The following is a 12507-nucleotide window of genomic DNA, read 5'->3' on the forward strand; positions in this document are numbered from 1 at the left end:
CACCCATGCCGCCCCTGTCGATCCGCCTGGCCACGGTTGCCGACATCCCCGACCTGCTGGCCTGGAACAGCGCGATGGCGTGGGAAACCGAGCACAAACGGCTGGACCCCGCCGTGCTGGAACGCGGCATCGCCGGCGTGCTGGAGCAACCGCGGCGCGGCTTCTACCTGATCGCCGAACGCGACGGCGTGGCGGTGGGCGGCTTGTTGCTGACCTACGAATGGAGCGACTGGCGCAACGGCGATTTCTGGTGGATCCAGAGCGTGTACGTGATCCCCGCCGCTCGCCGCAGCGGCGTCTTCCGCGCGCTGCATGCGGACGTGGCGCAGCGCGCCCGCGCAGCCGGTGCGGTGGGTTTGCGGCTGTATGTGGAAACCGGGAACGAGCGGGCGCAGGCCACCTACGCGCAGCTGGGCATGCGGCGCTGCCCGTACTGGATGTATGAGACGGATTTCACGACGGGCAACGGCGTGTGATATTTCTGTGGGAGCGGCTTCAGCCGCGATGCTCTTGCCTTGGGGTTTCAAAGCAGGAGCATCGCGACTGAAGTCGCTCCCACAAGTGGGGCTGAGGACCGCTATTGGGCCGGTGCCGACAACCGCCCGCTCTCATCCAGCACGACCTCACCACGTGCCTGCAGCTCGATGGCCATGCCGTAGCGTTCGGAAAGTCGGCTCAGCAGCGCGTCGCGCGCCTGCGGATGCAGCGGGTAACCGTGCGCCAGCACGCGCACCGAACCGTCGGCATCGCGCTGGCTCAGCGTGATCGCCACCACGCCCAGGCCCGGCGCCTCGTGCGCATACAGCGTGGGCGCGCTGCCGTTGGCGGTGGCGGGCGCCAGTGTTTCCAGCAGATAGCCGCGGCCGGCTTCGCTGTCGTCGCCGGCCATGGCCAGCGGCAGTTGGTGGGCGTCGAGCAGGGCGGCGTACTGGCGCAGTTCGAACACGATGCCGGCGAAATCGTGGGCGCGTTGCTGCGGCTCGCCGTGCTGCGTGGCCAACCATTGCGCGGGCGATTGCGCGGTGATGGTGCCCTGCGCGTAATGCCAACCCAGGCCGCGGGCGCTCATCGCCGACTCGTCGCGCTCGGGCGTCAGCAGGGCCGCTTCCAGCAGCGCCCACAGCGGCGCCAGGTTGACGTGCTCGTACTGCACGCAGGTCAGCGCCATCAGGTCGTGGCGGGTGAGGTAGCGCACGTGCTCCAGCGGAATGCCCAGCGTGCGCATCAGCCAGTCGGCGGTGTGCGCGCCGGCTTCACCGCGGCCGATCAGTTGCAGCTCCCACTGCTCGGACAGCGTCTCGGCCAGCTCGGCGGGTGCCAGCAGGCTCAGCGGCAGCAGGCGCATCGGGCCGTCGGCGTAATGCGGTGAGGGCTCCAGGGCTGGCGCCGGCATCTGGCCGTCATTGCTGCCGAAGGCCACCACGTTCTCCAGCTGGCCGCGCGGCACGCGGCGCGCCAGGTCGCCCAGCGTGGACCACACCGGGAAATTCGGCCGCAGCAATTCCACCGGATCGAACAGCGCGCCGGCCAGCGCCAGCCGCGCCGCGTCCACCTGCGGTACCAGCCCGCGCAGGTCGGTGGCCACGTGCTCGGCCAACTCATCCGCCTCGTCGCGCGTCAGCGTGAGCCGGGGCGGCGTCTGGCCGGCAGCGATTTCGAGGGCGAGTACAGCGGGCAGGTCGAGCAGCGTTTGCGCTTCCACGTGGGGAATTCCGGGCGGGAAGACCAATTCTAGCGGGTATGGGGGATGGGGGCCTGGGAGTCGAAGGACGATGAACACAGAAGCCCGAGGGCACCGTGATCTCCTCTCCCCAATGGGGAGAGGACACAGGAGAGGGGCCGGTGCTTGCGGGGGAGGTTGATGGATGGAGTTTTCGGCGGCGTGGTTTCGTTGGGGTTTCCCTGCTGCGTGTTCCGCTTCGTCGCGGTTTCCCCGCGGCGTGTGCCCCCTCTCCCTGCCCTCTCCCCGCAGGGGAGAGGGGGATTACGGCTTTTTTGTGGTGCCGAGGGGTGGCGGTTGCGGTTCGCCGCGGCTGAATGAACCTGCCACCCCGCGCCGTGGTGGGGTTTCCCCCGGATGCACTGCGGGTTAGCCTTGTGAGACTTGATATTTTCGGATCGTCCTGAGCATGGAGAACACGCAGAAGCGCGTCGGTGTGGTTGGCGGGGTACGTATTCCGTTCTGCCGCAACAACACGGCCTACGCCGAAGTCGGCAATTTCGGCTTGTCGGTAAAGGTGCTCGGCGCGCTGGTGGAACGCTACGGACTGCATGGGGTGGAGCTGGGCGAAGTGGCGCTGGGTGCGGTGATCAAGCACGCGGCGGACTGGAACCTGGCGCGCGAGGCACTGCTGTCGTCCGGGTTGGCACCGACCACGCCGGGCATCACCACGGCGCGCGCCTGCGGCACCTCGCTGGACAACGCGATCATCGTGGCCAACAAGATCGCCGCCGGGCAGATCGAGGCGGGCATCGCGGCCGGCTCGGACACCACCAGCGACGTGCCGATCGTCTACGGCCGACGTCTGCGCAAGCGCCTGCTGGCGATGAACCGGGCCAAGACGCCGCTGGACAAGTTGAAGGTGGCGCTGCACGGCTTCTCATTCCGCGAATTGAAACCCGCGTTTCCCGGCGTGGCCGAGCCGCGCACCAACAAGTCGATGGGCGACCACTGCGAGCTGATGGCGAAGGAGTGGCACATCAGCCGCGAAGCGCAGGATCAGCTGGCGCTGGACAGCCACCGCAAGCTGGCGGCGGCGTACGAGAGCGGCTTCTTCGATGATCTGGTGGTGCCGTTTCGCGGGCTGAAGCGCGACGGTTTCCTGCGCCCGGATTCCACGCTGGAAAAACTGGCTTCGCTGAAGCCGGCGTTCGACAAGCGTTCCGGCCAGGGCACGCTGACAGCGGGCAACTCCACCGGCTTGTCAGACGGCTCGGCCGCAGTGTTGCTGGCCAGCGATGACTGGGCCGCGCGCCACGGGCTGAAAATCCAGGCCTATCTGCGCGATGCGGAAGTGGCCGCGGTGGATTTCGTGCACGGCGAGGGCCTGCTGATGGCGCCCACCGTCGCCGTGCCGCGCCTGCTGGCGCGCAACGGCCTCACCCTGCAGGATTTCGATTACTACGAAATCCACGAGGCGTTCGCGGCACAGGTGTTGTGCACCTTGCGTGCGTGGGAATCGGCCGAGTACTGCAAGAACCGGCTGGGGCTGGAGGCGCCGCTGGGTTCGATCGATCCGGCCAAACTCAACGTGCACGGTTCCAGCCTGGCCGTGGGCCATCCGTTCGCCGCCACCGGCGCGCGCATCATCGCCACCTTGGCCAAGCTGCTGGAGCAGAAGGGCAGCGGCCGCGGGCTGATCTCGATCTGCACCGCCGGCGGCATGGGCGTCACCGCGATTCTCGAGCGGCCGTGAGTCGCGGCCCGTATCGACATGCCACGCCTTCGCACCACCACCGGTCTTAGCTTGCTGCTGCTGGCTGGCGGCATCGCCGGCACCGGCTGGCTCAGCACGCTGACGGCCGGCTGGAGCGGCCCGGTGGCGAAGACGCCGAGCCGCCATTCGGCCACCATCGCCAAGGCACCCGTGCAGCGGCATGCGCGTGCGCCGGTGCACGTGGCGAAGGCGAAGGTCGTTCGCACCGCGCCGCAGGAAGTGGCGCCTGCCGCCACGCCATCACCGCCCGCTCCGCTGGAGCCGGTGGCGATGCCGTATGACACCACGCAACCGTGGTACAAGCTGCGCGGCCATCTGGACGGCCGCGTGGTGGTGCACGTCGATACCGATGGCCGCGGCCAGGTCGACCGCGCCAGCCTGGTCGAATCCAGCGGTGACCCGGTGCTGGACGAACACGCCTTGCGCAGCGTGCGCGGCTGGCGCTTCGCCGTACCGGCCGATCACCCCGCCGGTGTCAGCGGCGAACTGCCGATGCGCTTCTCCTCGCACCAGGACAGCCTCGCCCGCGCACCGTAAACCGCGCCGCGACCGGAGCGCGCTGCCCTCCGATTCCCATTCCCTGCTTCCTCAAAGAATCCCTTTCGCCCCCACGCCGAACGCGGTAATCAGCCGCGTGATGATCAGCTTCGGTGACAGCGCCACGTCCGGGAAATCGCCCACAGGCCGGTAGCAGTTGAAGAAGTTGGGGTCGCTGGCCAGCAGGGGCTGGCAGCCGGGCTTCAAGTCGTAGCTGGTGGCGTAGCGGAACGGCCACAGGTCGAACAGCGGAAGGTGTTCGGAGACGGTGCCGATAGCCTGGTTGATGTCCGTCAGCACCGGCACCACGGGGCGGCGTGGCGCGATCACCCAGGCGTTTTCCGGTTGCGTGTCGCGCAGGATGGAGCTGCGCAGTTCGTCGGCAAAATGCCGGTCGTAGACGATGACGCCCGATTCGGTGTTGTAGTGATCCGAGCGCGGGTCGAAATTGTGCGAGCCGACCATGGCAAAGTTGTCGTCCACCACGATCGACTTGGCGTGCAGTCCGAAGCGGCGGCCTTCGCTGAGCAACGGCGCTGGCCGGCTGCTGCTGCCGCGGCTGCCCAGCAGGTGGAAGCGCGCCTGGCGGGCGCTGGCCGGTGTGGCGGTTTCCGGTGCCGGCGTCGGCGAATCCATGCCCAGGTTGGCCAGTTCGTTGTCGACCGCCGCGGCCACCGCGTGCGGCTTCATCTCGTGGATCTCGAAACCGAATTTGGTGAGGTAGCGTTTGCGGTGCTTGTACGACATGGCGTACACGGCGAACGCGTCGGTGGACGCCAGCGAGTTGGTGGACACCACGATGCGCGGCGGTTCGGCGCGCTTGTGCAGCCGGCGGAAAATCTTCTGCGCCTGGTCGCTCATCACCAGGTACGGCGTCTGCAGCAGTACCTCGCGTTTCGCGCTGGCGATCATGTGCATGATGTGGCGGGTGAATACCTGCGCGCGTGCCCGCTTGGGCGCGCGGGTCTTGGTCGGCATGTCGCTGAAGTAATCCACGTTGCCGACTTCGATGCCCGGCGCGACCAGCCACGCATGCAGCCACGACGGATCCTCCGCGGCCTGTTGCACCTGCGCCACGCGCAAGGGTCGTCGGTACTGCGGTGGGCGCCAGGTCGGCGCCTCGTCATCGGACAGGATGCGCTTGTTGAGATCGCGCAGGTGGGTCAGCGGCACGGAGCGGCGGTGGTTCCAGAACAGGTCGAAACTGTCGGCCATCTCGCGCGCGGCCGGCCCGGCGACCATCACGTCGCGGTCGACGTAATTGAAGTCGTCATCCCAGTTGAAGTAGCGATCCTCGTAGTTGCGCCCGCCGGTGATGCCGATGCTGTCGTCCACCACCAGCAGCTTGTTGTGCATGCGCTGGTTGAACTTCATGAAACAGCAGATCACGCCGGCGGCGAACTCCAGTGGCGGCGTGCGTGCGTTGTGGAAGGTGGGGTTGTACAGCCGCACGTGCAGGTTGACGCTGGCGCGCACCAGCCGGTCGAGCAGGTCCAGGTCGTTGAAGGAGAACAGCTGGTCGGCCAGGATGCGCACGGTCACGCCGCGTCGCGCCGCCTGCACCAGCTCGTTCAACATCAGCTGGCCGGCGTCGTCCTGGGCCCAGATGAAGGTCTGCACGTCGATCGACTTGCGCGCGGCGCGCACCAGGTTCACCCGCGCGGCCAGCGCCGGCTCGCTGTCGTCGAGCAGGGTGACCACATGCATCGGTTGCTCCGGCGTGGATTGGGCCAGCGCGCTGTCCGCCGCCTGCAGCAGCGGCGAGGGCTGGGCGCAATGGTCGGCTTGCTGGCAGGTGAGCTGGCGGTCGATGGTGTCGGCCACCGCCAGGTCGGCCTGGTGGATTTTCGCGCGCGACACGGCGCAGCCTTGCAACAGCAAGGCTGCGAGTAGAAGGGACAGGGAAAAGAGGCGTGACGACATGCGCGCATGATACGGGCAGTGTCGTGAGGGCGTTGATGACGGAGGCGCGGTGCCGCGCCCGGTGCTCAGCCCGACGCGGCGATCACGGCGACCAGAACGCGTCCAGCCGGGCATTCCCCGGCTCCAGCATGCCATCCAGATGCAATACCGCCAGCGCGCCCGGCGGCATGCCGCGGAAATCGTCCGAGCGGCCTTCCACCAACAGGGCCACCAGCCGCTCGATGCCGGGGTTGTGGCCCACCAGCATCACCGAACCAATATCGCCATGCTGGTCGAGCAGGGCCAGCAGTTCGCCCGGCGAGGCGTCGTAGATTTCCTCAGCCAGTTGCGGCACCGGCAGTGAATCCAGCGCGGTCAGCGCCAGCCTCGCGGTCTCGGTGGTGCGCCGCGCCGGCGAGCACAGCACGCGCTGCGGACGGATATTGTGGCTGGCCAGCCACAGCCCCGCCGCCTGCGCTTCCTGTTCGCCGTGGGCGCTGAGCGGGCGCTGGCGATCGTCGCCGCTGGTTTCTATGGGGACGGCTTCGGCGTGCCGCAGCAGGATCAATTCGTGCATGAGTGACTCCGTGATGGTGGGGGCGGGTCGATCGATCCTGCTCCGAGGGTCATGGGTGGCGCTTGATCCAACGCAGCAATGCTTTCCAGTCCTGTTGGTGGTTGCGCACCTGCTCGGATTGGTAATCGAAAATGCCCTTGCCCAGCGCGCTCAGCAGCACGTAGGCCTGGCTGTCGCGCAGTTGCGCGGCGATCGGGAAAGGCGACTCCTCGGCCAGTCGCGTCAGCGCGTCCTGGCTGGCGTGGGTCCACGGCTTGAGCCGGTTGGCGACCAGCGCCACCGGCAACTTGCCGCGCTTGATGCGGTTGATGGCCTTGAGTTCGTCCAGGAAACGCAGCGTGGCGTCGAGGTCGAACGACGACGGCAACACCGGCACCAGCAGCACGTTGGCCAGTTCGAGATAGGGTTCGAGTTCACGCTCGCCTACGCCGGCGGGGGTGTCGATCAGCAATTGCTGCGTATCGTCCGGCACTCGCTGCAGCCCGCGGCGGCCGCCCTCCAGCGCCAGCACGCCGGGTACGTTGTCGGGTCGCAACTCGGCCCAGTGGAAACTGGAATGCTGCTTGTCGGCATCGACGATGGCGGTACGCTGCCCCGCCTGTGCCCAGTATGACGCCAGTTGCGTCACCAGCGTGCTCTTGCCGCAACCACCCTTGCTGCATGCCACCAGCGTCGTAAGCATCGGTTGACCCTTGCCCCGGAAGGTGGATCAAGCCTAACCCGCGGAAGGGGTAAAGGGGAACGGGCGAGCGGAAAGCGATATCGAAGATGGCGAACCGGGAGCCGGGAATGACAACGGCGTCGCACAACTCCACCATTCGCCCTGAGCGTAGCCGTGCCAAGCCGTCAAACATCGAGGCTCGAAGGCACTGTGACCGTCCTCTCCCCTTGGGGGAGGACACAGGTTTGGTGTTTGCCGCGTTGTTGGTGGCTGGGTCGATGAACACAGAAGCCCGAGGGCACCGTGACCTCCTCTCCCCATTGGGGAGAGGACACAGGAGAGGGGCCGGTGCTTGCGGGGAGGTCCGGCGGAAGAGGCTTTGGGACGGCGGGAGCAGCTTTGTTGGGTCGCCCGCGGCGTGGCCTCTCTTCGTTGGGCTTTCGGCGTCGTGAGTCGCGTCGTTGGGGCTTTCCCGCGGCGTGTCCCCTCTCCCTGCCCTCTCCCCAAGGGGAGAGGGGATTACGGTGCTTTTGGGCGCTGAGGTTGGGGTGGTGCGGCTTCTTGCTGTTGCGCGGGTCGTCGTCGAATAGTGCGGCTGTGCCGTACTGCGACCTCCTCTCCCCTTTGGGGAGAGGATTGAGGAGAGGGGCGGGTGCTCGCGGGAAGCGGCCCCTCAGCTCCCGGGTTTCCAGTCCGCTGGCGCTTCGGCGGCGATGCCGGCGTTGCGCAGGGCGGCCAGCATCAGGCTCATTTCGCTGCCGCCGTTGCGGGCCAGGGTCAGCAGGTGCTGGGCCACGGCGGGGTCGGTTTGCGCGTGGGCGGAGAGGGCGGCGAAGTTCTGCACCTGCCACACGAGGTTGCGGCGGGCCTGGCGGGCGTCTTCCTGTTGCGCCGCATCGTCGGCCAGGGTTTCGCGCAGGTGCAGGCCCAGCGAGCGGGCCAGCGGGCTGGAGCCCCACTCCAGTACCTTGCCCAGTTTCAGGCAATCGGCCTTCAGCGCGGCATCGTCGGCCGCGCCTTCGCACAGCTTGGCGGCGGCCGGCAGGTTCGGTTGCGGTTGGGCGCGGGCGCTGCCGAACACCATCATCACCTGCAGGCCGGCGGCGCCGGCGGTGTCGTTGGGATCCAGCGTGGCGGCCGGTGGCGGCAGCACGGCGACGGTGCTGGCGAGGGCCTTCAGGCTGATGCCGGCGTAATCGTCATACAGCTTCGCACCGGCGGCGCGGGCCAGATCCTGGCGTGCCGCGTCGTCGTGCAGCTGGCGCTGGTCGTCGCCGAGTTTGAGCAGCCAGACGGCGGCATTGTCGGGCGCCTTGGCCTGCAAGGCGCTCAGCGCCTCGCGGTTGGGGCAGGCATCCGCCTTGGCGTCGCAATCGGCCAGGCGCATCCAGTCGATGGCCGGGCCCGCGTCCTGCGCCTGCGCCGCACGCTCGATCAATGCGTGGAAGCTGTTGTACTTGGGTTGGTTGGGCAGCGGTCGGGCCAGCAGGGCGGCACCGAGCAGCGGCAAGGCATCGGCGCGCGGCGCCAGCACGCTGACCAGATCGCGCTGGAAACCGGCCAGCGCCTTGTCGCGGGCCACATCGGCCTTGTGGTTTGTCGCGGGTTTTGGATGGCGAGCGGCCCACGCCGGCGCCGCCATCGTGGTCAATGCGCAAGCCAGCCATACATAGCGCAATCCGCGCATGATGCTCTCCAGACAAACAAAGTCCCCAGCTTAACGGCTGAATCTTAAGCGCGGCTGATCGCACGGTTTGCACGGCGAGCGCGCTTGCGCGAGGCTTGGCGGTACGAATATGGCCGTCTGTTCAGCGCGAAGGCGCAGCGGCAACCCAAAGGAGACCGCCGTGAGTCAATTTCCCACATGGGCCGACGGTGCGCCGTGGTTCGCCGGCTGGGGCACGCTGGCGTTGATCAACGCCGCCCTGGCACAAGGCAAGAACCGCAGCGGCCTGCTGTGGTTCCTGCTGTCACTGATACTCGGACCGCTGGCGACACTGGTGCTGGTGCTGCTGCCCAAAGTGCGATCAAAGATGTTCTGAAGGCACCCGCGGCCGGCTCATGCGTAGCCGTAATTGCCAAACCTCAGCGCCAGATCAAGCCGTAATACCCTCTCCCCTTGGGGAGAGGGCAGGGGAGAGGGGACACGCCGCGCGAAACCCCAACGAAGCTGTCCACGACGCCGAAAAGCTGCGCCAACAGCTCCCCCCGCAAGCACCGCCCCCTCTCCTGTCTCCTCTCCCCAAAGGGGAGAGGAGATTACGGTGCCCGCGGGCTTTTCCGTTTATCGACAAGGCAGGAACAGGCCGCGGGAAGCTCGCCTACTCCCCCAACTCCTCGCGCATGAACTCCGGCTGCGCCAGCGCGCCCTTGTGCACTTCGGCGTTGTAGTAACGGGTGGGGAAGTTCTTGGCGGCGGCGCCGCGCTCGCGGAAACCGGACAGGTCGCCGCCCTTGCGCGCCATGGTGCAGCTCCACCAGCCGGTGGGGTAGCACGGCTGCGGGAACGGCAGCGTCTTCACTGCGCTGAAGCCCGACGTGCGCATGGCCGAGCGCATCGACTTGATCAGGTCCAGGTGCGCCAGCGGCGATTCGCTCTGCTGCACCAGCAGGCCGCCGTGGCGCAGCGCCTTGTAGCAGCTGGCGTAGAAGGCCACGTTGAACAGGCCTTCGGCCGGGCCCACCGGATCGGTGGAGTCGACGATGATCAGGTCCAGCGAATCGGGCTCGGCGTCGGCCATGTACTTGATGCCGTCGATGAACAGCAGCTCGGCGCGCGGGTCGTTGTTGGCCTCGCACAGCTCGGGGAAATACTCCTCCGCCAGGCGCGTCACGCGCTCGTCGATTTCCACCTGCACGGCATTCTCGACTTCCTCGTGCTTCAGCACCTCGCGCAGCGTGCCGCAGTCGCCGCCGCCGATGATCACCACGCGCTTGGCGCGCGCATGGGTGAACAGCGCCGGGTGGGTCATCATCTCGTGGTAAAAGAAGTTGTCGCGCGTGGTGAGCATCACGCAGCCATCGATCACCATCAGGTTGCCCCAGTCGGTGGTCTGGTAGATCTCGATGTTCTGGAACGGGGTCTTCTCCGCGTGCAGCAATTGCTCGGTGCGGAAACCGATGGAGGAACCGGAGGCCTGGTGGGCTTCGGTGAACCAGCTGAGCTGCTGCGACATGGCGGGTGTCCTGGAAAACCGTGGGATGACGAGGCCGCCCATTGTAGCGGCAACGCCTGCGGGCCGCCGTGTCCCTATCGTCACGAGCCGCCATTACAATGGCCGCTGGCATCCGGGCGCAGAACGCGCTGGTGCCGACAAGCCCGATCGGCCCCGCGGCGTGCGAGGCTTCCGGTCGTACGGGCCTGGTGGCTACACCGAAGTACTCCGTCAAGGTCCGCCGCTGCGACGATCATCCGTGGAAACGTGGCCCGCGACGGTGGATGCCGTCAGCGCCGGCTGCACAGGAGATGACATCGATGGCGAAACAGTGGACTACCGACGACGCCCGCCACACCTACGCAGTGCCGCACTGGGGCGATGGCTACGTGGACGTGAGCGCCGCCGGCGAGATGGTGATGCAGCCGCGTGGCCCCGGCGGCCCGGCGCTGTCGCTGCCGGCGATCGTGGAACGCGCCCGCGCCGACGGCCTGCGGCTGCCGCTGCTGGTGCGTTTTCCCGACATCCTCGCCGACCGGCTGGCGCACATGCAGGCCGCGTTCGCCCAGGCGATTGCCGAGTACGACTACGCCGGTGGCTATACCGCCATCTACCCGATCAAGGTTAACCAGCAGCGCGGCGTGGCCGGTGAGCTGGTGGCCGCCGGCACCCACGGTTTCGGCCTGGAAGCGGGCTCCAAACCCGAGCTGATGGCGGTGCTGGCGATGGCGCGGCCCGGTTCCATCGTGATCTGCAACGGCTACAAGGATCGCGAATACATCCGCCTGGCGCTGATCGGCAAGAAACTCGGCCTGCGCGTGCACATCGTGATCGAGAAACTGTCCGAGCTGGACCATGTGTTCAGCGAGGCCAAGGCGCTGGACGTGGAGCCGCTGCTGGGCGTGCGCGTGCGCCTGGCATCCATCGGCGCGGGCAAGTGGCAGAACACCGGTGGCGACAAGGGCAAGTTCGGGCTGTCGCCGAACCAGGTGCTGACGCTGATCCAGCGGCTGGATGCGGCCGGGCTCAAACACACATTGAAGCTGCAGCATTTCCACATGGGCTCGCAGATTTCCAACGTGCGCGACATCGCCAACGGCATGCGCGAGGCCACGCGGTATTTCGTGGAGCTGAGCCGCATGGGCGTGCCGCTGGAGATCGTGGACGTGGGTGGCGGTCTGGGCGTGGATTACGACGGCTCGCGCTCGCGCAGCTACAACTCGATCAACTACTCGATCGAGCAGTACGCCTCCACCATCGTGCAGTCGCTGTCCGAAGCCGCCGCGGCCGAGGGCCTGCCGGCGCCGCACATCCTCACCGAATCGGGCCGCGCCATGACCGCGCACCATGCGGTGATGGTGGTCAACGTGACCGAGGTCGAACAGGTGCCCGCCGGCACGATTCCACCGCCGGCGGCGGACGAGCCGATGGTGCTGCGCCACCTGCGCGAGATCTGGGCCGAACTCGATCACCGCCCGCCGCTGGAGCTGTTCCACGAAGCCCAGCACCACCTGGCCGAAGGCCAGACGCTGTACGCGCTGGGCCAGCTGGCGCTGGCCGACCGCGCGCGGCTGGACGAGATGTACTACGCGGTGGCCAATGCCGTGCGCACGCGCCTGCTGCCGGCCGAGCGCTCGCATCGCGGCGCGCTGGATGAGCTGGACGAGAAGCTGGTCGACAAGTATTTCGCCAATTTCTCGGTGTTCGAATCGATCCCCGACGTGTGGGCGATCGGCCAGATCTTCCCCATCGCGCCGATCGCGCGGCTGGACGAGGAGCCGACGCGTCGCGGCGTCATCGTCGACCTCACCTGCGACTCCGACGGCCGCATCGACCACTATGTCGATGCCGAGGGCGTCGACGTGAGCCTGGCGCTGCATGCGCTGAAAGACGACGAAAGCTACCGGCTGGGCATCTTCATGGTCGGCGCCTACCAGGAGACCCTGGGCGACATCCACAACCTGTTCGGCGACACCGACGCGGTGAACGTGCGCGTGGAAGGCGACGGCTTCGTGTTCGCCCACCAGCGCCGCGGCGACACCACCGACCTGATGCTCGATTACGTGGGCTACGATCTCGAAGCCCTGCGCCGCAGCTACCGCGAGCGCATCGCCGGTGCCGACGTGACCGGCGCCGAGGCCGATCAGCTCTACCACATGCTCAATGGCGGCCTCACCGCATACACCTATCTGGCCGAAGACACGCATTGATCGCAAGCCCACGATTCACGCAACGCAG

General features: G+C 67.4%; 11 protein-coding genes. 5 read left to right on the forward strand and 6 right to left on the reverse strand.

Going from position 1 to position 12507, the window contains the following annotated elements; genetic code table 11:
- Window positions 1-5 precede the first annotated feature (5 nt).
- Complete coding sequence (locus ASD68_RS12730) at window positions 6-476, forward strand: GNAT family N-acetyltransferase (RefSeq protein WP_056607324.1); 471 nt, start codon at window positions 6-8, stop codon at window positions 474-476.
- A gap of 101 nt (window positions 477-577) precedes the next feature.
- Here the strand turns inward: ASD68_RS12730 and ASD68_RS12735 are convergent, their stop codons facing one another.
- Entirely contained in the window at window positions 578-1702 is a 1125-nt protein-coding gene (locus tag ASD68_RS12735; protein ID WP_056607326.1) for a hypothetical protein, read from the reverse strand.
- A gap of 427 nt (window positions 1703-2129) precedes the next feature.
- Between ASD68_RS12735 and ASD68_RS12740 the strand changes: the two genes are divergently transcribed.
- Window positions 2130-3416 carry an acetyl-CoA C-acetyltransferase gene (locus ASD68_RS12740; RefSeq protein WP_056607329.1) on the forward strand — a complete coding sequence of 429 codons (1287 nt, stop codon included), beginning with the start codon at window positions 2130-2132 and terminating at the stop codon, window positions 3414-3416.
- An 18-nt stretch (window positions 3417-3434) separates the two neighbouring features.
- Window positions 3435-3974, forward strand: a complete 540-nt coding sequence (locus tag ASD68_RS12745; protein ID WP_056083843.1) for an energy transducer TonB — start codon at window positions 3435-3437, stop codon at window positions 3972-3974.
- Window positions 3975-4025: 51 nt separating this feature from the next.
- Here the strand turns inward: ASD68_RS12745 and ASD68_RS12750 are convergent, their stop codons facing one another.
- From ASD68_RS12750 to ASD68_RS12765, 4 genes are all read right to left on the reverse strand, one after another.
- Window positions 4026-5897, reverse strand: coding sequence for a phospholipase D family protein (locus ASD68_RS12750; RefSeq protein ID WP_056607331.1), 1872 nt, complete (start codon window positions 5895-5897; stop codon window positions 4026-4028).
- Between the two features lie 82 nt (window positions 5898-5979).
- A complete protein-coding gene (locus ASD68_RS12755; protein WP_056083849.1) occupies window positions 5980-6453 on the reverse strand; it encodes a histidine phosphatase family protein in 474 nt (157 codons plus the stop codon).
- A 49-nt stretch (window positions 6454-6502) separates the two neighbouring features.
- The gene (locus tag ASD68_RS12760) at window positions 6503-7135 is read right to left on the reverse strand and encodes a ParA family protein (protein ID WP_056607336.1); all 633 of its coding nucleotides are present in this window, start codon (window positions 7133-7135) and stop codon (window positions 6503-6505) included.
- A gap of 652 nt (window positions 7136-7787) precedes the next feature.
- Window positions 7788-8801, reverse strand: coding sequence for a hypothetical protein (locus ASD68_RS12765; protein WP_200945388.1), 1014 nt, complete (start codon window positions 8799-8801; stop codon window positions 7788-7790).
- Between the two features lie 160 nt (window positions 8802-8961).
- Between ASD68_RS12765 and ASD68_RS12770 the strand changes: the two genes are divergently transcribed.
- Complete coding sequence (locus ASD68_RS12770; protein ID WP_056083858.1) at window positions 8962-9156, forward strand: hypothetical protein; 195 nt, start codon at window positions 8962-8964, stop codon at window positions 9154-9156.
- Between the two features lie 279 nt (window positions 9157-9435).
- Here the strand turns inward: ASD68_RS12770 and speE are convergent, their stop codons facing one another.
- Complete coding sequence (speE, locus tag ASD68_RS12775) at window positions 9436-10290, reverse strand: polyamine aminopropyltransferase (RefSeq protein ID WP_056083861.1); 855 nt, start codon at window positions 10288-10290, stop codon at window positions 9436-9438.
- 299 nt (window positions 10291-10589) lie between these two features.
- Between speE and speA the strand changes: the two genes are divergently transcribed.
- On the forward strand, window positions 10590-12479 hold the full coding sequence (gene speA, locus ASD68_RS12780) for a biosynthetic arginine decarboxylase (RefSeq protein WP_056607586.1): 1890 nt from the start codon (window positions 10590-10592) through the stop codon (window positions 12477-12479).
- The last annotated feature ends 28 nt before the right edge of the window (window positions 12480-12507 follow it).

The sequence above is a fragment of the Rhodanobacter sp. Root627 genome (genome assembly GCF_001427835.1).
Lineage (GTDB): Bacteria > Pseudomonadota > Gammaproteobacteria > Xanthomonadales > Rhodanobacteraceae > Rhodanobacter > Rhodanobacter ginsenosidimutans.